This window comes from Bacillus sp. H1a, from assembly GCF_000633475.1.
GTDB classification, from domain to species: domain Bacteria; phylum Bacillota; class Bacilli; order Bacillales; family Bacillaceae_G; genus Bacillus_A; species Bacillus_A paramycoides.
In genome coordinates this window covers 36,903-60,443 of the sequence record NZ_AYMH01000045.1, presented here as the reverse complement: position 1 = coordinate 60,443, position 23,541 = coordinate 36,903, and the positions used below count along the sequence as shown (strand labels likewise).

Below are 23,541 nucleotides of genomic sequence, written 5' to 3'. Positions count from 1 at the left end.
AATGTATGGAGGTGACCATTATGGTATGGTATGACATCGTATTAAGATTATTTATAGCAATTATTGTAGGAGCTTGCATCGGAATGGAAAGACAATGGAGACATCGAATGGCTGGGCTACGAACAAACGCTCTCGTATCACTTGGTGCCTGTATATTTGTTTTATTATCCGTCATGCTTGATCATGAAGCTAGCCCATCACGTATCGCTGCTCAAGTTGTGAGTGGTATTGGCTTTTTAGGAGGCGGTGTTATTATTCGTGACGGTTTTAGTATTAGAGGGTTAAATACAGCGGCAACTTTATGGTGTGCAGCTGCTGTAGGTACTCTTACAGGCGCTGGCTTCCTCGTTGCAGCTATGCTAGGTGCAGCCGGCGTCTTACTAGCAAATATACTACTACGCCCAATCGCTCTATTTATGAATAATAAATCAAAAGAAGATGTACCCGAGCAAACAAACTACTTACTTTCTCTTACTTGTTCAGAAGAAAATGAAGCACATATTCGTTTTCTTCTCATGCACATGGTAAGTTCAGAAGGTATCGGTTTAAAAGAATTGTACAGTGAAGACGTTGATTCTAACCAAAAAGTATCTATACAAGCTACATTACATTGCAATACAAATGCAGCTGTCTTAATCGAAAAAATAGTAAGTAGAATGCTTTTAGAATCTGGTGTTACTGCCGCTGGCTGGAAAACTTCACTAGATTTAGAAGCAAGTTAAATCATAAAGGTGTCATGAATATAAAAGAAGGTTTTATATTCATGACACCTTCTACATACACCCATTTTTTATTTTCAAGTTATTAGCAACTGCTTGGAATAACTTAAAGTAATCCATACTCGTTCGATCTTTTTGTTTTAACTTGGCATGGGACTGAAAAAGGTTCTGACCGCTTCTTCTCATGGCCGGATTCTCTTTTCCATCTAAAAAAGAAGGTTTTATATTCATAGCACCTTCTACATAAATTTATTTTCTAGTTTTTGCTGAAACGACTTCTCTTGCTTACGCAATAATTGACTACCTCGCTGTAAAAGAGGTGTTCCATACTTATCATTAATCTGATCAATAACAGCAAGTAGCGGCTCTTCTTTCGCATCTTCTTCGAATGAAAACAAATCTAACTGTTTGACCGAATCTGTCTTCCACTCCAATTCAGTAGCTGTAACACCTAATAAACGAATGGAATCACCATCCCAATGTTGTTTCAACAAACGTGATGCAGCTTGAAATATATCACGTTCTTCCCAAATTGCATTTTTCAATTGTTTGCTTCGTGTTACCGTCCGCCTATCATGGTATTTAATCATAATTTGGATATTATAGCTGACAAGAGTTCGCTTTTGTAGTCTATTACTCACCGAGCCCGACAGTCGCCCTAACATATCAAGCAATTCTTTCTCTTCATCCATATCCTTTGAGAAAGTCATCGAATTTCCAACACTTTTATGTTGTCCCATTTGATTCGGATCAACATCCCTATCATCCATACCTTTTGCACGCTTTTGTAAATCAACACCGTGCTTTCCAATTTTAGCGCGGATGATATGCTCGTCTCCTTTTGCTAACTGTCCAATTGTATTTATATGAATATCTTTTAGTTTTTCAGCTGTTTTCTCTCCAATTCCATGCATCGCTTCAACTGGTCGTGGCCAAATGACTTCTGGGATATCACGTTTTCTAAGCACTGTAATACCAAGTGGCTTTTTCATATCAGAAGCAGTCTTTGCTAAGAAAAGATTTGGAGCAATGCCAATGCTACACGGAAGCTGTAACTCTGTTAATAACGCTTGTTGAATCATCTTTGCTATTTCAAGCGGCGAACCTAGCACATAGCAATCTGTAATATCTAAATACCCTTCATCTATAGAAACTGGTTGTATCTTTTCTGTAAAACGGGAAAGGATTTGAAACATTTGAAATGAGGCTTCGCGATATAATGTAAAGTTAGGACGCCTTACAACTAGTTGCGGACATAATCGCTTTGCTTCCCAAAGGGGCATCGTCGTACGTATTCCATAATCTCTCGCTTCGTAACTACATGTTATGATAATCCCTTTTCTCTCTTTTTCATTCCCGGCAATCGCTAATGGCTTTCCTTTTAATGGTGGATCATGGGCAATTTCAACAGATGCGAAAAAACAATTCATATCTACATGTAAAATAACACGACCATTTTTCGGATACATTTCTCGCATAATACCACCCTCCTCCAAGAACATTCGTTCCTTCATTATACCAAATTCATGTACAATATAATAATTACTTATTCTTTTTCATCTTTATTTTTGCTATACTTTATGAAATAAATGGATTTTATTGTAAAGGAAGTGGATTGTTATGAAACAACACAATAAACTCAATAATATATTTATTATCATTATTATAATCCTTGCAATTAATTATTTGTTACTTCCCCTTTTTAACATCAACATTCATGTTTTAGGAATCTTCTCTCATTTCATACGCTTTGTAACAACTGATATATTGCCATGGATCTTCTTATACTGGCTTATCCGCCTTGTAAAAGCACTTGAATCAAAATAAAAAAAGACCTGTAAACCATAGTTGGTTCACACGTCTTTTTTACTTTATTACTTCGCTACTTCTTCAATAATAGCTACAACTAATTCTGCTGTTTTCGCTAATTCTTCAACAGGAATTTTTTCATTTGTTGTATGAATTTCTTCATAACCAACTGCCAAGTTAACTGTTGGGATACCATGTCCAGCGATTACGTTCGCATCACTTCCTCCACCACTTTGGTGAAGAGAAGGTGTACGACCGATGTTTTCAGCTGCACGTTTCGCTACTTCTACAACGTGATCGCCATCAGCGAATTTAAATCCTGGATACATAACCTTTACTTCAACATCTGCTTGACCGCCCATTTCTTTTGCAGTTGTTTCAAATGCTTCTTTCATTTTTGCAACTTGTGCTTCCATTTTCTCATTTATTAAAGAACGAGCTTCTGCAAAGATTTGAACATGATCGCAAACGATATTTGTTTGTGTACCACCTTCAAAACGTCCAATATTTGCAGTTGTTTCAGAATCGATACGGCCAAGTGGCATCTTTGCAATCGCTTTCGCTGCGATAGTAATTGCAGATACACCTTTTTCTGGGGCTACGCCAGCGTGAGCTGTTTTCCCACGAATGATAGCATTCACTTTCGCTTGTGTTGGTGCTGCAACTACGATTTCTCCAACTTTTCCATCGCTATCTAATGCATAACCATATTTTGCTGTAATGCGCTCTCGGTCTAATGCTTTTGCACCAACAAGACCAGATTCTTCTCCAACTGTAATAATAAATTCAATTTTACCGTGAGGGATGTTTTTTTCTTTTAAAACACGAATTGCTTCAAACATAGATGCTAATCCAGCTTTATCATCCGCTCCTAAAATTGTAGTACCATCTGATACGATATATCCATCTTTAATAGAAGGCTTAATTCCATTACCAGGAACTACTGTATCCATATGAGAAGTGAAATAAATTGTATCAACACCATCTTTTGTTGCTGGTAAAGTACAAATTAAGTTACCTGCACCGTGACCAGTCACATCCATTGTATCATCTTCAAATACTTCTACACCTAAAGAAGTAAATTTCTTTGTTAACACTTTGCAAATTTCTGCTTCAAATTTTGTTTCAGAATCTACCTGTACTAACTCCATAAATTCATTTACTAAACGTTCTTGATTAATCATAAGACTGCGCCTCCTGCACTACCATTATGTATGTAACAATATTAATTATAACAGAATTTCGCAAAAGTTTCGAAATACAAGACAAAAAACAGATGGTTCACACATCTAGATACCCATCTGCTTTCTATTACTCGTTTAATAGCACCCAACGCATATGATCTTCCCAAACTCCATTTACCATCAACATTTTGCGAGATACGCCTTCATATTGAAACCCTATCTTTGTCACTACTTGTATAGATGCTAAGTTTCGTGGCATAATCGGTGCTTCTATACGGTGTAAATGAAATTCTTCAAAGGTAACTTGAATTGCTTTTCTAAGCGCTTCTGTTGTGTAACCTTTATTCAGTTCTTCCTTATCTAATTTATAACCAAGTACACAAGATTGATAAATTCCACGAACAATTAGATTAAACGAAATACACCCAATAACTTTCGTATCATCGCCCTTTTTAAAAATCCATAATCGAATGATTTTACCTTCCGCGAACTCTCTTCTATCCTTTTGTAACCTTTTCTTTTGATAGTCTAACGTAAAAAAATCATCTGGTCTATATTCTTCCCACGCCTTTAAAAACTCACGATTTCTGTCGTAATATTGAAGAACTTTTTCTGCATACGACTCATCAATTTCCCTTAAATGTAAGCGATCTGTTTCGTATATTTTCATCATCGTATCTCCATTCTTCAGCTTGCATAACAAAAACTCACAATCTATCTTTTAATATATTCTCCACGCATACCCAAATTTCCTGTTATATTTTGCAACCCCTTCCCGAAATTTGTCCTTTCTCTCCCCTTGTCCACAATTTCATTTCTCGTTACAATGAAATTGTACTGATTTGCAAGGAGGCTTAACGATGCATAAAAAAGCTCAAAAAATTATGGTTTATATAATGTTAATTTCTATGCTTGTAACAACATTACTTACTGGCGCAAGTATGTTTTGGTAAAAAGGACGATTCACTCGTCCTTTTTTTACTTTCTATTTTGTATGAAAATTCTTATTTTATATATAGTACAATCGCTACAATGCTAAAGGAAAAGGCCATTACAAGTGCTATTACAAAACTCGTGTACTGTTTTTGCTGAAATGCCCCAATGACGAAAGTAAAATTAAGTAATGCCATCAATACAATTGATACTACGTAAGAGCATATATTAAAAGTTGCTAATATGAATGTAATGACAAATAGAAAACCAACACAAAACTGCATATAAGAAATTTTTGGATTCAAATACATATGAGCAACCCCTTTACTTAGTTATCTTTATATATTCTCATTAACGCATGGTTATGTACACATGTCAAGACAACTTAATAAAGTGAAACTTTAATCAGTTGGGGTTTTGTTCATAACACACTGATTATTAGCCCACACCAATCGGGCTTTTACGGGCAACCCTACTCCCACCTTACTTCTTTGCTTTAGCCAAATTTTGAGGTGGGGATCTTACTGCTCGCAAATAGCGGGATAAAAGAAAAAGCCAACTTCTCGTTGACTTCTCTGAATGCAATGGCTCCTTTTTCCTTCGCCAATTGCTGAAATGATTTCTTCGATTTCACAATCCATACTTTCGTTCCAATTGGAATACGATCAAACAAATATTCCACATCTTGTTTCTTCATTCTTATACATCCTTGTGAAATATACTTTCCAATTGAACTAGGCTGATTTGTCCCATGTATCCCATATTTACTTCCGTCAGTTCCTTTTGCGTTAAATCCCATCCACCTCGATCCAAGTGGATTTTTCGGAGACCCCCCAGGAATATCCTTCGCAATATAATACGGATCCTTCGCTTTCAATACAATATCAAAAGTTCCTTCTGGTGTTAATTCATTTGTTTTCCCCGTCGCTACTGGAAAAACCTTTTGGATCTTCCCATCGTCAATGTAAGCTAGTTTATTCGTCGCCTTATTTACAATTATAAAAGGATCCCCAGCACGAGGATTATCACCAAGAGGCCAAACCGGTGATAAAGAAAGACATAATAATAAAGAGAGAAGATACGGCATCAATAATTCCTGCCTTCTATATAAGTTCTTTTATATTATCCTTTCCCTTAAAACGACTTTTAATGAGTAGATACTGCTCCATCTCATAAACAAGTTGAACGAGTTTCGCACGTATTTCAAATTCTTCTCGTGTGACTGGTAGCGGCATTTCTCTAAACACTTCTCGCATTTCTTGAAGTTGTCTTAACGAAATGACCCCTGTACTTTCAGGACGAATGGAATTCCCTATATTTTCGATTACGTCTGCAATCATATCGGCTTGTTCATACGTCCACGATAGTGACGCAGCTAATGGTATCATCCGCTCTAAAATTTCAAATTGCTGCATGCGCATATCAAAATAACGGTAATAATAGTCATCTTCACGCATAAACTCATTCTCAAGCTTTTTAAATGATAAATCTTTCGCTTCTTTCAACATCATCTCTGTTTCAAGTAATTCTGCTCCACTCCAATTACTATCGCGATTTCTTAAATAAACAACCATTTCAAACAAAATTGTTTTGAAATGCTCTTCTATTTTCTCTTGATACTCTTTCAGTTTATTCTCACTGTTTGGCATGTACATGTTTACTAATAAAGCGACACTAATTCCAATCGTTAATATAGCAATTTCATTACCAACTATAGACCATGTAATTTGCTTTAATGAGTACAGATGCATAACAATAACTGAACTCGTGACAATACCTTCTTGAATTTTGCACATAACTGCAGTCGGAATAAAGGTAAGCAGTAATAAGCTAATCGCAAGTGGTGTATAGCCAACCGTTTCAAAAATGCAAAACGCGAATACCATCGATAATACGCAAGCTAAAAAACGGTGCAACGATACTTGAACTGATTTACGTTTCGTGTTTTGTACGCATAAAATGACTAAAATACCAGCTGAACTATAAAATTCTAACCCTAATAGCTGAGCAATAAAAACTGCCGCACCTGTTCCAAGCGCTGTTTTCACTGTTCTATATCCAATTTTAAACATATCATTACTCCTATATGTATAAACGTATTTAAAGATAGTATAAAAAAAGGATGACGCGATGTCATCCTTTTTCTACTTATTATTCACGTAACCTTTACATATTACAATATCTTTTGCAAAAATTCTTTTGCACGGTCACTTTTTGGTGCCGTAAAAAACTCTTCCGGATTGCTATCTTCTACAAGTTTTCCACCATCTAAAAAGAGAACGCGGTCTGCTACTTCTTTTGCAAATCCCATTTCATGCGTAACAATCGCCATCGTCATTCCTGTCGTAACTAATGATTTCATAACTTCTAGCACTTCTTTCACCATTTCTGGATCTAGCGCTGATGTCGGTTCATCAAATAGCATAACTTCCGGTTCCATCGCCAGTGCTCTTGCAATTGCTACACGTTGCTTTTGTCCCCCTGAAAGACGATTCGGATACGCAGTTTTTTTATCTAATAACCCTACTTTTTCTAGAAGCTTCTCAGCTTTCTTTTCAGCCTCTTGCTTTGCTATACCTTTTACATTAATAGGAGCATACGTAATATTCTCTAATACAGTCATATGAGGGAATAAATGAAAATGTTGAAATACCATTCCGACATTTTCACGAACGTGCATAATATTTGTTTTCGGATTCGTTACTTCTTCCGTTCCAATCCAAATGTGACCATCTGTTGGTGCTTCTAATACATTCATGCAACGTAAAAATGTTGACTTTCCAGATCCTGACGGTCCGATAATTGCAACAACTTCTCCTTTTTCAATCGTTGTCGTGATCCCTTTTAATACTTCATTTTTTCCAAATGATTTATGAAGGTTGTCAATTTTAATCACTTTTCTTCATTCTCCCTTCAATTGCCTTTCCAACTAATGTAAGAATAATCACTAACATATAATAAACAAGTCCAACAAACAGTAATGGCTCTAAATACTTAAATGTTTCACCGCCTACAATGTAAGCTCGGCGCATTAAATCTGTTGCTCCAATTACAGTTACTACAGCCGATTCTTTCGTAAGAGTCGCAAATTCATTTACAAGTGCTGGTAATATATTTTTTAATGCTTGAGGTAAAATGATATTTCTCATCATTTTCCCGTAAGGAATACCTAAAGCCATCGCCGCTTCAGTTTGTCCCTTATCGACCGCTTGAATTCCGGCACGAATTACTTCTGACATGTATGCCCCTGAATTTAAACTAAATGCAAGTACAGCTGCTAAAAAAGCAGGTATATCATAACCAATCATTTGCGGGACACCGAAATAAATAATCATTAATTGCAATACAAGCGGTGTGCCACGAAATATTGATGTATAAATATCTGCTACAATATTTAATACTCGTATTCTAGCAATTTTACAAAGCGCTAATAACGTTCCTAAAATAAATCCTGCTAAAGCTGATACAGCCACAATTTTCAATGTAACTTCTAAGCCTTTTAATATATATGGTATAGAAGGCGTAATCGCCGAAAAATCTAGATTCATCCTTTTCATTCCCCTCACAGAAAAGTGAAAGGCAGCTTATTTCGCGCTGCCAAACCATTTCTTCACTAATTTATCCATTTCTCCATTCTCTTGCATCTTCTTAATTACTTTATTAAATTCTGCTGTTTTATCACTATTTTTCGGAAGGGCAATTGCTGCACCTACTTCTTCTGGTGCTTCTTGAATTTCAATTCCTTGTAATTCTTTCATATTTTCTAAATAATTTTTAGCTACTGTATCTTCTAAAATGGCTGCGTCAAAACGGCCAGCTTTAATTTCTTGTACGATTTCCGGTATACGGTCACGTCCCTCGGCTTTGAAATCGACTTGTTTTTGAAATTCTTTTGCCTTTTCTTCTTGAATTGACCCTGTTTGTACCCCTACTTTTTTCCCTTTTAAATCTTCTAACGATTTAATATTGGAATCTTTTTTTGACACGATCATGTTTTTAGCAACAAAATAAATGTCTGTGAAATCAGCATTATTTTTACGCTCTGCAGTTGGCGTCATACCCGCCATAACAAAATCAACTTTTCCTGAGTTAAGAGATGCTAATAAACCACCAAAATCCATATCTTTCACTTTCACTTCATATCCAAGTTCTTTTCCGATATATTTTGCAATATCAACATCAAAGCCGATAATTTCATCACTTTTTGATGCTTCCACGTATTCATATGGTTTATAGTCTGCTGAAGTCCCCATAACGAGTACTTTCTTATTCGTGTTACCTGCATTAGTTGCCTTCGAATCCCCTTTACTACAGGCACTAAACATACTTACAATTAAAATAAGTGCAAATGATATTGATAATAACTTCTTCATCCTTCTTCCTCCTAATAATGTATATTTAAAAGTTTAATAGAATATTTATTCGTTGTTAGTATTGTATCAGTACTTTTATTTTTATGCAATATTTAAAATAAAAATAAACAAAAAAACATTATTACCGTCATTCACAACGCATAAAAACATGCATAAAATAACATTCTTATGCATGTTCGATCATTATAAAAACTAAATAAAAAAGCGGTACATCCACTTAATCGTGGACGTACCGCTTTTTCTCTTCCTTATAGTTCTTCGCAATTATCTTCGAAGTAAGATTGTAGTTTTGCAATTACTTGCATTGGTTCATGACCTTCAATTTCATGACGTTCTACCATCGTTACAATTTTTCCATCTTTCAATAAAGCAAATGATGGAGATGAAGGTGGATATCCCTCAAAATATTCACGAGCTCTTGCTGTAGCTTCTTTATCTTGACCCGCAAATACCGTTACAAGGTGGTTAGGACGTTTATCATAATGTACGGAATGTGCAGCAGCAGGGCGAGCAATACCGCCTGCACAACCACATACAGAGTTTACCATTACAAGTGTTGTACCATTTCTTTTAAATGCTTCTTCAACTGCTTCTGGTGTCGTCAATTCCGTATATCCCGCAGAGACAATCTCTTCACGCGCTTGACGGACAACATCGTTCATAAAAAAGTTAAAGTTAATCAATGTGTTCCCTCCTCTAATTCTACCTATTTGTATCTTACCAGTTAATGTTTAGAAAATACAAGTAAGTTTACTTGTATTTAAGCATATAAAAGGTGTTAGAGCTCTTGCTCTAACACCTTTTCTTAATGACCTCGATGTTTTTGCTTTGCCTTTTGTACTTTAATTAAACGTTTCCGCTGCTTTTCTGCTTCTCGCTTCTCTTTAGATTGCACTTTCTTTTCTTGTGTATGCAGTTCATAAGATAAACTAATTGCCTCTTGCGCCTTTGTATAACGTTTTACATTTAATTCTTTAGCAGCTTGCCTTATGATACGCTTAATACTTTTCGGACGCTGTTTTTCTTTAATCTCCACACCACATCTTGCAAAGCGCTGGAAATACGCTAACATTGGACCATTTACAAATATAAGTACTTCTTCATCTGATGGTTCCATCCCAAAAATATACCTGGCTCCATACAATTTCCCTTTTTCTTGGCGCATAATAATTCCTACAAAAAATTGACCATCGTGATATACTGTCAATTCCATTGACAGCCCCTCCTTAGCAAAATTAGAAATACCGGACATCCCGGAGGGGAAGGTTACTGACATGAAATCATGCGTCTGGACTACCAACCAGAGCTGTGTTTTTGTATTTCTTCCACTACTATTATATCTTTTTTTCCATAATTTTCATATATTCAACAATCATTTTTTTATGTGACCCTACAATATAGTCAGGTAGCTCTGTTACTGGAAAGAACTTAAGCTGAACAGCTTCTTCTTTATTCATAACAAAATTCCCTTCGTATTCATCGGTATAATAGGCGGTTGTTACGGATTGAAATTCATCACCGTTTGCTAATTTGGTAAAATAATTCGCTCCAGAAAATACATTGATTAATCGCAAGTTCTTAACTTCTATTCCAGTCTCTTCATATACTTCACGGTAAGCTGTTTCTTTTGGTGATTCACCAAGCTCCATTAACCCACCAGGCAGCCCCCATTTTCCGTACGGCTCTGTCCGTTGCTGTAATAAAACATATCCACTTTCATTTATAACGAGTACAACAGCTCCAACTAAAATTAAAGGGCGATGACCAACTATTTTTCGTAATTCTTCTACATATCCCATCGTATCGCCTCCTTTTTCGTTGTCCACACTATTGTATCATATGTATGAAACGACAAAATGCGTATATTTTTCATTTTTCTAACAAAATATTTATTTTATGTGCTTCATCTACTGTAGCTAACATAATGGATTCGATTTCCGCACTCTTCTCTAAAAACTCTTTCGCCCACTCTTCTGTTTTCCCTATTAAAGCGAGAACGTCCTGCTGAATTTTTCCATTCTTCACTAAAATAAAAGCAACTGGAGATTTTTTCCCCGCCACTTTAAGATCAAGCCGAGAAACTGCTTCATATTCTGGATACTGAAATATAGAAACAACACCACTTGCTTCCCATAATGCTAATTTAATCGTTTGAATATCGCTCACATTTCGCATGCGAAGTTCCGAAAATAAATATTCTGCCGTAATTCTCGCTTTTTTCAAATTGCTAAAATCAATGGAACCATTGTGTATAAGAATAACTGGCGCAGGCTCTAAAAAACGTCTCCACCTATCCCATTTCAACATTAAAACAGAGCTTACAATATGTAATACAACTAGTATAAAAGTTGTAATCATTGAACCAAGTAATCCGACCTTTTCATCGGATAGTGCATTAGAAATATTCCCACCAAGCAATAACACTAATACAACATCTAAAAAGCGAAGTTGTGCAATGGACCTTTGTCCCATCAATTTCGCAACTAATATTAAAAATATGTATGCTATAACAGCTCGAATAACCCATTCAGCATTAGAAAGATGCCGTGATCCTTCAAAAATATGCATATGCATCACTTTGCACTCCTTACTCATCTCATACTGCTAGTCTGTTTTAGTTTGCAACGTTTATGAGCATATATGTAAAAAAGCTGGTTCGTTTAAAAACGAACCAGCTTTTTTACTTAACTGAAAACATATATTTTTTATACGTTTTCCGTACCGATAATATGAGACCCATCATAATCATATTCGAGAATAAGGAACTCCCCCCATATGATAAGAAAGGTAATGCGATACCTTTTACAGGCATTAATCCAACGATCATACCAATATTTTGGAATATTTGAACCGTTAGTATTCCTATTGATCCCGCACATAATAATGTACCAAATAAATTATCAGCAGAATAACCAATAATAATTGTTCGATAAAGTAGTAACAGGAACAAGAACACAACTAGTGCTGCTACTATAAATCCACCTTCTTCAGCGATTGTAGCGAAAATAAAGTCAGTGTGTTTCTCTGGAATATAGACGCTTCCTTCACCGAATCCTTTCCCTTCCATACCTCCACTACCTACAGCTAAAATCGATTGCTGCGTTTGATAGCCTTCATTTGCATTTTCAAATGGATTTAGCCAACCTATAATACGTGATTGTTGGTGAGGTTTTAGTAAAGTAACCAGTTTATTAAAGAAGAAGTCCGGGTATTTTACAAATATAAATATTAATGTAGACAATATTGTCACTGGAACTACTGTACATATCGCAATTAATTTCTTTTGAATTCCTGACATGAATAAAATACATGCGATAGCTGCGGCATATAAGAACACCATTCCTGTATCTGGCTGGCTATATACAACTGCCGTAGGAGGAATAGATACTAGCATAACCTTTCCTACTAATATTAGGTCTGTTTTAAATGTTCGAACCATATACTGTGCATTATGCTTTACCGCTAAATTTGCTACTAACATAACCAGTGCAATTTTGAAAAACTCCGACGGTTGAATAGATCCAATTACTGGAAATCTAAACCACCTTTTTGCTCCTAGTATCTCCGGTGTGAAGGTTGAAACTGGTAATATTTTTAGTAGAATAATTGACAAAAACGTTGCAATATACAATGGCCATGATAATTTTTGTAGCTGATCTGAATCAACACTTGCAACAAGAAGCAACATTACAATCCCAATTATGTAGTTAACCCCTTGTTTCAAAGCAAAATTTTCAGCTCCATATTGTCCGGTTTGCTGACTGCTATATATAGCAGTTATACTTATAACACAAAATGCAAACAAAATTAGAATTAATTTTACATCTAAACTTTTTAGAAACTCGGTACTTCTTTTCATGACATCCTCCTGAAACATTGGTACGGCAAAATAAAAAACCAGGAGTCAACACTCTTCATGTTTTGACGACTGATTACACATTATCTATAAAACACTTATATAGAATAACTCTCTTTTTCATACAATACAATATATTATACTACAGTTTCGTCAGTAAGATTTGCCAAAAAAATTATTCTTTTCTTATTTTATATCTATATACCATATATCAGCAATGTATTTTCGCAAATTCCTTATACATGATCATTCATTGTAAGATTAATGGGAAAAGGTTTGTACATATTGTAGGATACAAATGAAGAAATAAGATGATAAAAAGCTCGCATAAGCGAGCTTTTTATTAATATACAGATGTATTGTTTTCTGACATGTTTTCTAAAATTTCTTTAACACGTCCTAAGAACTTACCACAAATTAAACCATCAAGTACGCGGTGATCAAGTGATAAACATAAGTTAACCATGTCACGAGCACCGAACATACCATTATCCATAATTACTGGGCGTTTTACAATTGATTCTACTTGTAAAATAGCCGCTTGTGGGTAATTAATAATACCCATAGATTGAACAGAACCGAATGATCCTGTGTTATTAATTGTAAATGTTCCGCCTTGCATTTCGTCCGCTTTTAACGATTTCGTACGTACTTTTCCTGCAAGTTCTGTAATTTCACGAGCGATACCTTTAATTGTTTTTTCGTCCGCTTGTTTAATTACTGGTACAAATAACTCTTCTTCTGTTGCAACAGCGATTGAAAGGTTAATATCTTTCTTCTGAACGATTTTATCGCCTGCCCACATAGAATTGATTTGAGGATACTCTTTTAACGCTTGTGCTACTGCTTTTACGAAGAAAGCAAAGAACGTTAAGTTAAAGCCTTCACGCTTTTTAAAATCACCTTTAATTGAGTTACGGTATGACACAAGGTTTGTCACATCTACTTCAATCATCATCCAAGCATGAGGTGCCTCGTGTTTACTACGTAACATATTTGCTGCAATCGCTTTACGCACACCTGTTACTGGAATCTCGATATCTCCAGGCATTGTCGGCACAGAAACTGGTTTTGCAGCTTCTACTTTTTGCGCTACCGGTGCTGCTTTTGGTGCTTCTGGACGTGCTTCTACTACTGCTACAGCTTCCTCTTTTTTCGCACCTGCTTGCGGAATGTTTCCAGATTCCACTAGCTTTAAAATATCTTTACGAGTAATACGGCCATTTGCTCCCGTACCTTCTACTAAATCTAAATCAACATTATGCTCGCCCGCAAGTTTTAAAACCGCTGGTGAAAAACGTGGTTTTCCATCAGTTGGTTGTTTTACTTTCGGTGCTTTTTCAGATGTAGTTACTTCTGCTTTTTGTTCTTCTTTCGTTTTTTCCTCTACAGCTGTTGCTGCTACTTCATCTGCGCCTTCTACTTGAATAACACAAACAACTTCACCTACAGCTAACGTATCACCTTCACCAGCTATTAACTCTTTCACAATACCAGTGAAAGAAGATGGTACTTCTGCATTTACTTTATCAGTCATTACTTCTGCAAGCGGATCATACTTGTTTACGTGATCGCCAACATTAACGAGCCATTTACTAATTGTGCCCTCTGTAACGCTCTCCCCGAGCTGAGGCATTGTAATATTTTCTACAGCCATGTATAATCCCCCCGATTAAAATTCCGCAAGTTCACGCATTGCTTTTTCAACTTTATCTGGATTTACCATAAAGAATTTCTCCATTGTTGGTGCATATGGCATTGCTGGAACGTCTGGGCCTGCAAGACGTGCAATTGGTGCATCTAAATCAAACAGACAGTTTTCAGCGATAATCGCTGCCACTTCACTCATAATGCTTCCTTCTTTATTGTCTTCTGTTACAAGAAGAACTTTACCAGTTTTTGAAGCAGCTTCGATAATTGCTTCTTTATCTAATGGATATACAGTACGTAAATCAAGAATGTGTGCAGAGATGCCATCTTGCGCTAATTTCTCAGCTGCTTGAAGAGCAAAGTGGACACATAATCCGTATGTGATAACAGTAATGTCATCACCTTCACGTTTTACATCTGCTTTTCCGATTGGTAATACGTAATCATCTTCTGGCACTTCACCTTTAATTAAGCGATATGCACGCTTATGCTCAAAGAATAATACTGGATCTTCATCACGAATTGCAGCTTTTAATAAGCCTTTTGCATCATATGGTGTAGAAGGGATAACAATTTTTAAACCTGGTTGGTTTGCAAACATCGCTTCTACAGATTGTGAATGATACAATGCACCGTGAACACCGCCACCAAATGGCGCACGAACTGTAATTGGACAAGTCCAATCGTTATTAGAACGATAACGAATTTTTGCTGCCTCAGAAACAATTTGGTTTACTGCTGGCATAATGAAATCAGCAAACTGCATTTCAGCGATTGGACGCATACCATACATTGCTGCACCAATTGCTACCCCAGCGATTGCTGATTCTGCAAGTGGTGTATCTAACGCACGATCTTCACCAAATTGATCATATAATCCGTGTGTCGCTTTAAATACGCCACCTTTTTTACCAACATCTTCACCTAAAACGAATACTTTCTCATCGCGTTCCATTTCCTCGCGCATTGCTAATGTAATAGCATCAATATAAGACATTACAGCCATGAAACGTTCCCCCCTATTCTGCGTATACGTGCTTCAATGCATCTTCAGGTGCTGCATACGGAGCATTTTCTGCATATTCTGTTGCTTCATTTACGATATGCATAATTTCATCTAACATTTGTTTCTCAGATTCCTCAGTTAACACGCCAACTTCTTTTAAATAAGCAGCAAATGTTATAATTGAATCATTTTTCTTCGCTTCTTCTACTTCTTCTTTATCACGATAAACACGATCATCATCGTCACTAGAATGTGCTGTTAAACGATATGATACTGTTTCGATTAGAGTTGGGCCTTCACCACGGCGACCGCGGTCTGCTGCCTCTTTTACTGCTTTATATACTGCAAGTGGATCGTTTCCGTCTACTGTGTATCCAGGCATACCATATCCAATTGCACGGTCTGATACATTTTTACATGCTAATTGTTTTTCAACTGGAATAGAGATTGCGTATTTATTATTTTCACACATGAAAATAACAGGTAGTTTGTGTACGCCAGCAAAGTTCGCACCTTCATGGAAATCACCTTGGTTTGAAGAGCCTTCTCCGAATGTAACGAACGTTACTAAATCTTTCTTCTCCATTTTTCCAGCTAACGCAATACCAACTGCATGCGGTACTTGTGTTGTTACTGGAGATGAACCTGTAACAATACGATTTTTCTTTTGACCGAAGTGACCAGGCATTTGACGACCACCAGAGTTTGGATCTCCAGCTTTCGCGAAACCAGATAACATAAGCTCTTTAGCTGTCATACCAAATGCTAGTACAACACCCATATCACGGTAGTATGGTAATGCATAATCTTTCTCTCTATCAAGAGCGAACGCTGCTCCAACTTGTGCAGCCTCTTGTCCTTGACAAGAAATTACGAATGGAATTTTACCTGCACGGTTTAATAACCACATACGTTCGTCGATTTTACGTGCAAGTAACATCGTACGGTACATTTCTAATACTTGCTCATCATTTAAGCCAAGCTCTTCATGGCGCTTTTCTTTTACTTCTGCCATTTTTCATAACCTCCTAAATCCACATTTTTATGCGTGTAACGCTTTTCCATCTACAGCTAGTGCTGCTTCACCAATCGCTTCAGATAATGATGGATGCGGATGAATTGTATGTGCTACTTCCCAAGGTGTTGCATCAAGTACTCTTGCAAGACCAGCTTCAGAAATCATATCTGTTACATGTGGCCCGATCATATGAACACCAAGAATGTCATTTGTTTCTTCATCAACTACAAGTTTTACAAAACCATCTGATTCTCCGTATACAAGTGCCTTTCCGATTGCACGGAATGAAAACTTACCTACTTTTAACTTATAGCCTTTTTCTTTCGCTTCTTGTTCTGTTAAGCCGACAGAAGCAACTTCTGGACTGCTATATACGCATTTTGATACCATCGAATAATCAATTGGTGTAACTTCTTTACCTGCAATATGTTCTACTGCAACAATTCCTTCATGAGAAGCAACGTGAGCAAGTTGCAAGCCACCGATTACATCTCCAATTGCGTAAATATGAGATTCTTTCGTTTGATAAAACTCATTTGTTTGAATGTATCCTTTTTCCACAACGATATCAGTATTCTCTAAACCAATGTTTTGCGTATTCGCTTGTCTTCCTACAGATACAAGCATTTTTTCTGCTTTAAATTCTTTATTCTCACCGTTATGTTCAGCTTGAATTGTTACTCCATTATCTTTTACCAATGTTTCTGGTAATACTTTTGCACCAGTTACCACTTTAATACCTTTTTTCTTGAATAGACGTTGCATTTCTTTTGAAACGTCATTGTCTTCTAGTGGTAATATAGTTTTCGCATACTCTAATACTGTAACTTCTACACCGAAGTCAGCAAGCATAGATGCCCACTCAATACCGATTACACCGCCACCCACGATAATGATTGAACTAGGAAGCGTTTCCATTTTTAGGGCATGATCTGAAGACATTACGTACTCTCCGTCTAACTCTAATCCTGGTAATGAATTTGGACGAGAACCTGTTGCAACAAGTACATTTTTTGGAATTAACATTTCATTTTCTTCTCCACTTGCAAGTTCAACTGAAATTGTCCCTGGCATCGGAGAGAAAATAGATGGGCCAAGAATACGGCCAATACCTTCAAACACATCAATTTTACCTTGTTTCATTAAATGTTGAACGCCTTTATGAAGCTGCGTTACAATCTTCTCTTTACGCTCTTGTACTTTCGCAAAGTTTAGTTCTACATTACTTGCAATAACTCCGAACTCTTCGCTTTTTTTAGCAGTTGCGTATACTTCCGCACTACGTAAAAGAGCTTTACTAGGAATACATCCTTTGTGTAAACAAGTACCACCAAGATTTTCTTTTTCAACAAGTGCAGTTTTTAAACCTAGTTGTGATGCACGAATAGCAGCAACATATCCACCAGTACCGCCGCCAACGATGACTAAATCATATTCTTTTGCCATTATCTCAACCCCTAGCTACCGTTTCTTTTTCACGTACAACATATTCTTTTGGAGCTTCTTCTTCACGTAATACACGAAGTGCTCCTTCTGCTAATGCTTGTAATTCATCTTCTCCTGGATGTACGATAACATCTGCAATCCAGTCTACTCGTTCTTTTATTTCATCGACAAGAATTTTACTGTATGCAAGTCCACCAGTTAATACGATTGTATCGATTTTCCCGTGAAGTACAGCGCTAGCTCCGCCAATCTCTTTTGCAACTTGATATGCCATTGCTTTATAAATAAGAGTTGCTTCAGGATCGCCTTTTTCAACCATTTGTTCTACTTTAATCGCATCATTTGTGCCGATTAGACTTACAAGTCCACCTTGTCCGACAAGCTTTTTAACCATTTCGTCACGATAATACTCGCCAGAGAAACACATTTCAACTAGTTGTCCTACTGGTACTGTACCAGCACGCTCTGGACTAAATGGTCCTTCTCCGTTTAAGCCATTATTAACATCAATAACTTTTCCTTTTTTATGAGCACCAACTGTAATGCCGCCGCCCATATGTGTAACTAATAAATTTAGATCCTCGTATTTGTGGTTTAATTGTTCAGCCACTTTACGAGCAACCGCTTTTTGATTTAATGCATGGAAAATACTTTTACGTTCCATACCAGCAATACCGCTTATGCGAGCAATCGGCTCCATTTCATCTACAACAACAGGATCTACAATGAATGCCGGAATATTTAATCCAGAAGCAATTTCATATGCTAAAATGCCTCCAAGGTTTGAAGCGTGATGACCACTGAACCCATTTTTTAAATCTTCTAACATCGCATCGTTTACTGTATACGTTCCGCCTTCGATTGGACGAAGTAATCCACCACGCCCACAAACAGCGTTCAATTTTGAAATATTAATACCGTGAGAATGTAGAACTTCTAAAATCGTTTCTTTTCGAAACTCATATTGATCAATGATTCGCTTATATTTTCCAATCTGTTCTTCGTCATGACGAATTGTTTCTTCTAAAACGGGTCTTTCATTATCAAAAACACCAATTTTTGTGGATGTACTACCCGGATTAATAACAAGAATTCGATTTAAGGACAATGTTGCTACCTCCACTAATAAATTCAAAAGGAAGTGGAAACCTCATGAGAGGTAACCACACCTTTTGTAAAAGTTTTATATGAATGATTAGCGACGGCTAATAATGTCGTGACCGTTGCGTAAGTATGTGCTACGAGTGTTTTTCAAACTTGCAATGCGCTCTTCAGCTAGACGATCTGCTGCTACATAAGTTGCTACGCCATCGCGTTTTGAAATTTCGATTACTTTTGCAATTGTGTCATAAATAGACTCAACACGTTTTAGTGCACGTTCTCTATTGTATCCATATAATTCGTCTGCTACGTTAATTACGCCACCTGCATTAATAACATAGTCTGGTGCGTATACAATACCCATTTCATGAATGATGTCACCGTGACGATCTTCTTTTAATTGGTTATTTGCAGAACCTGCGATTACTTTTGCTTTAAGTTGTGGAATAGTTTCATCATTAACTGTTGCGCCTAATGCACATGGTGCATAAATATCACATTCAACACCGTAAATTTCATTTGGCTCAACTGCTGATGCACCGAATTCTTCTACTGCACGTTGTACAGCTTCTTTATTAATATCTGTTACGATTAATTTTGCTCCTTCAGCGTGTAAATGTTTGCATAGGTGATATGCTACGTTACCAACGCCTTGAACAGCAATTACTTTTCCTTCTAGGTTATCTGTACCGAACGCTTCTTTTGCAGCTGCCTTCATACCACGGTAAACGCCGTATGCAGTTACTGGAGATGGGTTACCAGAAGAACCGAATGATGGTGAAATACCTGTTACAAAGTCAGTTTCTTCATGGATAATATCCATATCATCTACTGTTGTACCAACATCTTCAGCTGTAATGTAACGTCCGTTTAGTCCTTGAATGTAGCGTCCTAATGCACGGAACATTGCTTCGCTTTTATCTTTACGTGGATCACCGATAATTACTGTTTTTGCACCACCTAAGTTTAAACCAGCTGCTGCATTTTTGTATGTCATCCCTTTTGCAAGACGCAATGCATCTTCAATCGCCGCTTCTTCAGAATCATATGTCCACATTCTTGTTCCACCAAGAGCTGGTCCAAGTGTTGTATCATGAATTGCAATGATTGCTTTTAAACCAGATTCTTTATCTTGACAAAATACTACTTGCTCATAATCATATTTTTCTAAGTATTCGAAGATTTCTAATGTCATTGTCGTTTCCCCCTAATGTTTTACCCTTTTTGGTTTATTTTGAAGCAGTCGCAACTGCCAATGCTAATGAATATACTTTTGTTTCTGCTGAATCAGCACGAGATGTTAAAACAATCGGTGCTTTTGCGCCAGCAATCATTGCTCCTACTTTTGCATCCGCAAAGTAAACAAGTGATTTATATAGCACATTTCCAGCTTCAATCGTTGGGACGAGTAAAATGTCTGCCTTACCTGCTACATCACTTACTATGCCTTTATGTTCTGCTGCAATTTGTGATACTGCATTATCTAAAGCAAGTGGTCCATCAACGATACAATTTTTGATTTGTCCGCGGCGATTCATTTGTGTTAACATCGCTGCATCAATTGTCGCCTGCATCGCTGGATTCACAACCTCTACTGCTGCGATTGGTGCCACTTTTGGCAACTCAATTCCTATTGCCCGGGCAACTTCTACAGTATTTTGTGTAATAGCGGCTTTTTGTGTTACGTCAGGTGCGATGTTCATCGCTGCATCCGTAACGAAAATAAGACGATTATAGTTTGGAACTTCAAATGCTGCTACATGTGAAAGTACGCTACCTTTACGTAGCCCCCACTCTTTATTTAGCACAGCCTTCAAAATATTCGCTGTTGGGATGTTACCCTTCATAAGTACATCTGCTTCACCGTTTCTCACAGCTTTAACAGAAAGTTCTGCAGCCTCAGCATTTGACTCTGCTGCAATCATTTCAATATGTTCTGAAGTTTGTAAACCATGTTCTTGTAGCATCCCCATTATTTTCTCTTGATTTCCATATAGACGAAATTGAGCTAGCTGTAATTTAATTGCTTTCGCCACAGCTTCAATTACTTCATGATCTTCAGCTACTGCTACTGCTACAGTTTTTTTAGGCTGTCCTGCTGCTTGATCAATTAAGTGTTCTAACTTCATATTTTGTAATCAACCCTTTCCGTCGTCCCTCGCCTATTTATTAAGCAAATACCGTGCCAACTTTTAAAAGTGGTCTTACCAATAATGAAAACGCATTCAAAATGCAGTAAAATCAATACTTTTAAAAAAACAGAATATTATGTCTCATTTTGTCGCTTCTTGTATACCATGCAATAAATTGCACGGTACGCAATTTATTGCATGCTATTTTTTGCATGGTCGTACTTTTCTAACTTGTAATATAAGTTTCGAACCGAAATCCCTAACGCTTTTGCAGTCTTCGTTTTGTTCCCATCCAATTTCTCCAAATATTCACGGATAATATTCCCCTCAAATTCTGTCACTAAGTGTTCAAGGGCCTTCTCTTCTAATTCAGGTAATAAATTATTTTGTTTCGTCTCTACTTGTTCTTCTTTATGTAAAGGTGGTAAATGATGTACATCAATATATATCTCGTTATAATTCATAAAGATAATAGCTCGTCCTAAAATATTTTCAAGCTCCCTAACATTTCCTGGCCATTCATATGATTGTAAATACGAAACGGCTGCATCGGTGAGCCCTTCTACATTCCGGCCATAATCTTGGTTAATTTTTTGAATTAACCTTTCTGCAATCGCTGGTATGTCTCCTTTGCGCTGACGAAGGGAAGGAATTTGAATTGGGATTTTATTCAAACGATAATATAAGTCCTCTCTGAACTTCCCTTCTAAAATCGCTTTTTCTAAATTCACATGCGTCGCCGCAATCACTCGGACATTAATAGGTATCGCTTTCGTTCCTCCTACTTTCACAATCTCTTTTTCCTGGAGTACACGAAGGAGCTTCGCTTGCGTATTCGCAGATAACTCTCCAATTTCATCTAAAAATATACTTCCATTGTTCGCTTCTTCAAAGAAACCTCGTTTACCGCCTCTTTTCGCTCCAGAGAACGCACCTTCCTCATAACCGAATAATTCACTTTCTAACAACGTCTCCGAAATAGCCGCACAGTTTACACGGACGAACTTATTATATTTTCGATTACTTCCATTATGGATCGCATGCGCAAATAATTCTTTACCTGTCCCAGATTCTCCGCGTAGCAATACCGTTGCTGGTGTATTCGCTCCAAGCTTCGCTTGTTCAATAGCTGCCGTCGTTTCATCTGAATCGCCAACAATATCATCAAATGAATATTTCGCTTCTAATGTTCGAATAATTTGTCTTGCCCTATTCAATTCATTTGTTAATTTTTGAATTTCTGATACGTCACGAATTACCCCGACGCTTCCTTTCAATATTCCATCAACAATAACCGGTGCTACGTTTACAATTACGTCTCGCTTTTTTTGCCCAATCTTCATATGTATTCCTCGTACCGCTCGGCGTGTCCGAAGTACTTTCATATGCATACTTTCACCTTCTACAATATCAGTTGTAGCCGGTTTCCCTATAATATCCTCTTCTGTCAAACCCGTTAACTTCGTATAAGCAGGGTTTATAACGAGCCCTCTTCCTTTCTCATCGACAACCGAAATCGCCTCCTCAGATGAGTTAATAATCGCCTCAAGTAGCGTTTGAATTTCTTTTAAGTCTGTAACTTCTTCCGCTAAATCTACAACTTCTGTAATGTCTTTAAAAATCGCAAATGCCCCTTGAACCTCTCCATCTTCTTTTAATATTGGTATACGCGTTGTAATAATTTTCTTTTCATTCTCTAGCGTCAGTTCATAATTCACTTCTATTTGTTTCGTACGTATAATGCGCAGTAACTTACTCGTTGGAATGACTTCTAAAATATATTTCCCTATCGCTTCTTCTTTTTTATATCCGATAATACGCTCTGCACTTTTATTAAACAGACGAACTTGTCCCTCTCGATCTATAACAATCATACCGTCATGTGTAGAATTTAAAATCAAATCCCCTTGTTGCGTCTGTTCTTCCAGCTTCCCAATTAATTCTTCCTTCTCATGCGCTAATCTCGTAACAATTTTTGCAATATCCCCTGGTATAAGAAGAGTATCTTTATGCTTAGCCTCCCATAAAACTTTATGTAAATCATCGTCACCTGTCATATCGAACATTACATCAATATGCATAGAAAGAAACGGGGTTACACTATCACCAATCGGAATTCCATATTCCTTAGCAATTTCTAATCCTTTTGCTATTGGATTAATATCAATAACCCCTATAATTTGAAATATATTTGAATTTTGTAACAGACTAAGCAGTGTACTTCCACCTTCACCTGCTCCAACAATTAACACCTTTTGTTTCATACATTACACTTCCTCTCGAAGTATCTCTGCAAAATTTTTCACACCCTTAT

General features: G+C 36.9%; 25 protein-coding genes. 3 read left to right on the top strand and 22 right to left on the bottom strand.

Going from position 1 to position 23,541, the window contains the following annotated elements:
* Positions 1-20: 20 nt before the first annotated feature.
* The gene (locus U860_RS0121290) at positions 21-722 is read left to right on the top strand and encodes an MgtC/SapB family protein (RefSeq protein WP_025150093.1); all 702 of its coding nucleotides are present in this window, start codon (positions 21-23) and stop codon (positions 720-722) included.
* A 236-nt stretch (positions 723-958) separates the two neighbouring features.
* Here U860_RS0121290 and U860_RS0121280 read toward each other — a convergent pair whose 3' ends face one another.
* Positions 959-2,197: a DNA polymerase IV gene (locus U860_RS0121280; protein ID WP_025150092.1), complete on the bottom strand. Its 1,239-nt coding sequence runs from the start codon at positions 2,195-2,197 to the stop codon at positions 959-961.
* Positions 2,198-2,339: 142 nt separating this feature from the next.
* Between U860_RS0121280 and U860_RS33895 the strand changes: the two genes are divergently transcribed.
* Positions 2,340-2,546 (top strand): hypothetical protein, encoded by a 207-nt coding sequence (locus U860_RS33895; protein WP_081806847.1) that lies wholly within the window; start codon positions 2,340-2,342, stop codon positions 2,544-2,546.
* Between the two features lie 47 nt (positions 2,547-2,593).
* On the opposite strand, the gene U860_RS0121275 is transcribed toward U860_RS33895, so the two are convergent.
* A complete protein-coding gene (locus U860_RS0121275) occupies positions 2,594-3,712 on the bottom strand; it encodes a tripeptidase T (protein WP_002173378.1) in 1,119 nt (372 codons plus the stop codon).
* 127 nt (positions 3,713-3,839) lie between these two features.
* Positions 3,840-4,385, bottom strand: a complete 546-nt coding sequence (locus tag U860_RS0121270) for a GNAT family protein (protein ID WP_025150091.1) — start codon at positions 4,383-4,385, stop codon at positions 3,840-3,842.
* Positions 4,386-4,572: 187 nt separating this feature from the next.
* On the opposite strand from U860_RS0121270, the gene prli42 reads away from it, so the two are divergent.
* Positions 4,573-4,665 carry a stressosome-associated protein Prli42 gene (gene prli42, locus U860_RS35675; protein WP_000549036.1) on the top strand — a complete coding sequence of 31 codons (93 nt, stop codon included), beginning with the start codon at positions 4,573-4,575 and terminating at the stop codon, positions 4,663-4,665.
* 51 nt (positions 4,666-4,716) lie between these two features.
* On the opposite strand, the gene U860_RS0121260 is transcribed toward prli42, so the two are convergent.
* The 19 genes from U860_RS0121260 to U860_RS0121170 form a co-directional block, all read right to left on the bottom strand.
* Positions 4,717-4,956 carry a DUF3894 domain-containing protein gene (locus U860_RS0121260; protein ID WP_002173380.1) on the bottom strand — a complete coding sequence of 80 codons (240 nt, stop codon included), beginning with the start codon at positions 4,954-4,956 and terminating at the stop codon, positions 4,717-4,719.
* Between the two features lie 185 nt (positions 4,957-5,141).
* Positions 5,142-5,732 carry a L,D-transpeptidase gene (locus tag U860_RS0121255; protein ID WP_025150090.1) on the bottom strand — a complete coding sequence of 197 codons (591 nt, stop codon included), beginning with the start codon at positions 5,730-5,732 and terminating at the stop codon, positions 5,142-5,144.
* Between the two features lie 16 nt (positions 5,733-5,748).
* Entirely contained in the window at positions 5,749-6,717 is a 969-nt protein-coding gene (locus tag U860_RS0121250) for an aromatic acid exporter family protein (RefSeq protein WP_025150089.1), read from the bottom strand.
* Positions 6,718-6,818: 101 nt separating this feature from the next.
* A complete protein-coding gene (locus U860_RS0121245) occupies positions 6,819-7,541 on the bottom strand; it encodes an amino acid ABC transporter ATP-binding protein (protein ID WP_025150088.1) in 723 nt (240 codons plus the stop codon).
* Complete coding sequence (locus U860_RS0121240; protein WP_002173384.1) at positions 7,534-8,193, bottom strand: amino acid ABC transporter permease; 660 nt, start codon at positions 8,191-8,193, stop codon at positions 7,534-7,536. The genes U860_RS0121245 and U860_RS0121240 overlap by 8 nt, the downstream gene beginning before the upstream one ends.
* 36 nt (positions 8,194-8,229) lie before the next feature.
* Entirely contained in the window at positions 8,230-9,018 is a 789-nt protein-coding gene (locus U860_RS0121235) for a transporter substrate-binding domain-containing protein (RefSeq protein ID WP_025150087.1), read from the bottom strand.
* 248 nt (positions 9,019-9,266) lie between these two features.
* Positions 9,267-9,680: a BrxA/BrxB family bacilliredoxin gene (locus U860_RS0121230; protein WP_002015097.1), complete on the bottom strand. Its 414-nt coding sequence runs from the start codon at positions 9,678-9,680 to the stop codon at positions 9,267-9,269.
* Positions 9,681-9,823: 143 nt separating this feature from the next.
* Positions 9,824-10,231: a YjdF family protein gene (locus tag U860_RS0121225; protein WP_025150086.1), complete on the bottom strand. Its 408-nt coding sequence runs from the start codon at positions 10,229-10,231 to the stop codon at positions 9,824-9,826.
* Positions 10,232-10,352: 121 nt separating this feature from the next.
* Positions 10,353-10,817, bottom strand: coding sequence for an NUDIX hydrolase (locus U860_RS0121220; RefSeq protein WP_025150085.1), 465 nt, complete (start codon positions 10,815-10,817; stop codon positions 10,353-10,355).
* A 70-nt stretch (positions 10,818-10,887) separates the two neighbouring features.
* On the bottom strand, positions 10,888-11,592 hold the full coding sequence (locus tag U860_RS0121215) for a YetF domain-containing protein (protein WP_025150084.1): 705 nt from the start codon (positions 11,590-11,592) through the stop codon (positions 10,888-10,890).
* A gap of 106 nt (positions 11,593-11,698) precedes the next feature.
* Positions 11,699-12,877 (bottom strand): FtsW/RodA/SpoVE family cell cycle protein, encoded by a 1,179-nt coding sequence (locus tag U860_RS0121210; RefSeq protein WP_025150083.1) that lies wholly within the window; start codon positions 12,875-12,877, stop codon positions 11,699-11,701.
* A gap of 340 nt (positions 12,878-13,217) precedes the next feature.
* The gene (locus U860_RS0121205) at positions 13,218-14,531 is read right to left on the bottom strand and encodes a dihydrolipoamide acetyltransferase family protein (protein WP_025150082.1); all 1,314 of its coding nucleotides are present in this window, start codon (positions 14,529-14,531) and stop codon (positions 13,218-13,220) included.
* 15 nt (positions 14,532-14,546) lie between these two features.
* Positions 14,547-15,530 carry a 3-methyl-2-oxobutanoate dehydrogenase subunit beta gene (bfmBAB, locus tag U860_RS0121200; RefSeq protein WP_000290076.1) on the bottom strand — a complete coding sequence of 328 codons (984 nt, stop codon included), beginning with the start codon at positions 15,528-15,530 and terminating at the stop codon, positions 14,547-14,549.
* A 13-nt stretch (positions 15,531-15,543) separates the two neighbouring features.
* The gene (bfmBAA, locus tag U860_RS0121195) at positions 15,544-16,545 is read right to left on the bottom strand and encodes a 3-methyl-2-oxobutanoate dehydrogenase subunit alpha (RefSeq protein ID WP_025150081.1); all 1,002 of its coding nucleotides are present in this window, start codon (positions 16,543-16,545) and stop codon (positions 15,544-15,546) included.
* Positions 16,546-16,572: 27 nt separating this feature from the next.
* Positions 16,573-17,994 carry a dihydrolipoyl dehydrogenase gene (gene lpdA / locus U860_RS0121190; RefSeq protein ID WP_002173392.1) on the bottom strand — a complete coding sequence of 474 codons (1,422 nt, stop codon included), beginning with the start codon at positions 17,992-17,994 and terminating at the stop codon, positions 16,573-16,575.
* Between the two features lie 4 nt (positions 17,995-17,998).
* Positions 17,999-19,102, bottom strand: coding sequence for a butyrate kinase (gene buk / locus U860_RS0121185; RefSeq protein ID WP_025150080.1), 1,104 nt, complete (start codon positions 19,100-19,102; stop codon positions 17,999-18,001).
* A gap of 87 nt (positions 19,103-19,189) precedes the next feature.
* On the bottom strand, positions 19,190-20,290 hold the full coding sequence (locus tag U860_RS0121180; RefSeq protein WP_002173394.1) for a leucine dehydrogenase: 1,101 nt from the start codon (positions 20,288-20,290) through the stop codon (positions 19,190-19,192).
* A 34-nt stretch (positions 20,291-20,324) separates the two neighbouring features.
* A complete protein-coding gene (yqiS, locus tag U860_RS0121175) occupies positions 20,325-21,224 on the bottom strand; it encodes a phosphate butyryltransferase (RefSeq protein ID WP_025150079.1) in 900 nt (299 codons plus the stop codon).
* Positions 21,225-21,418: 194 nt separating this feature from the next.
* Positions 21,419-23,491: a sigma-54-dependent Fis family transcriptional regulator gene (locus U860_RS0121170; RefSeq protein ID WP_025150078.1), complete on the bottom strand. Its 2,073-nt coding sequence runs from the start codon at positions 23,489-23,491 to the stop codon at positions 21,419-21,421.
* Positions 23,492-23,541 lie beyond the last annotated feature (50 nt).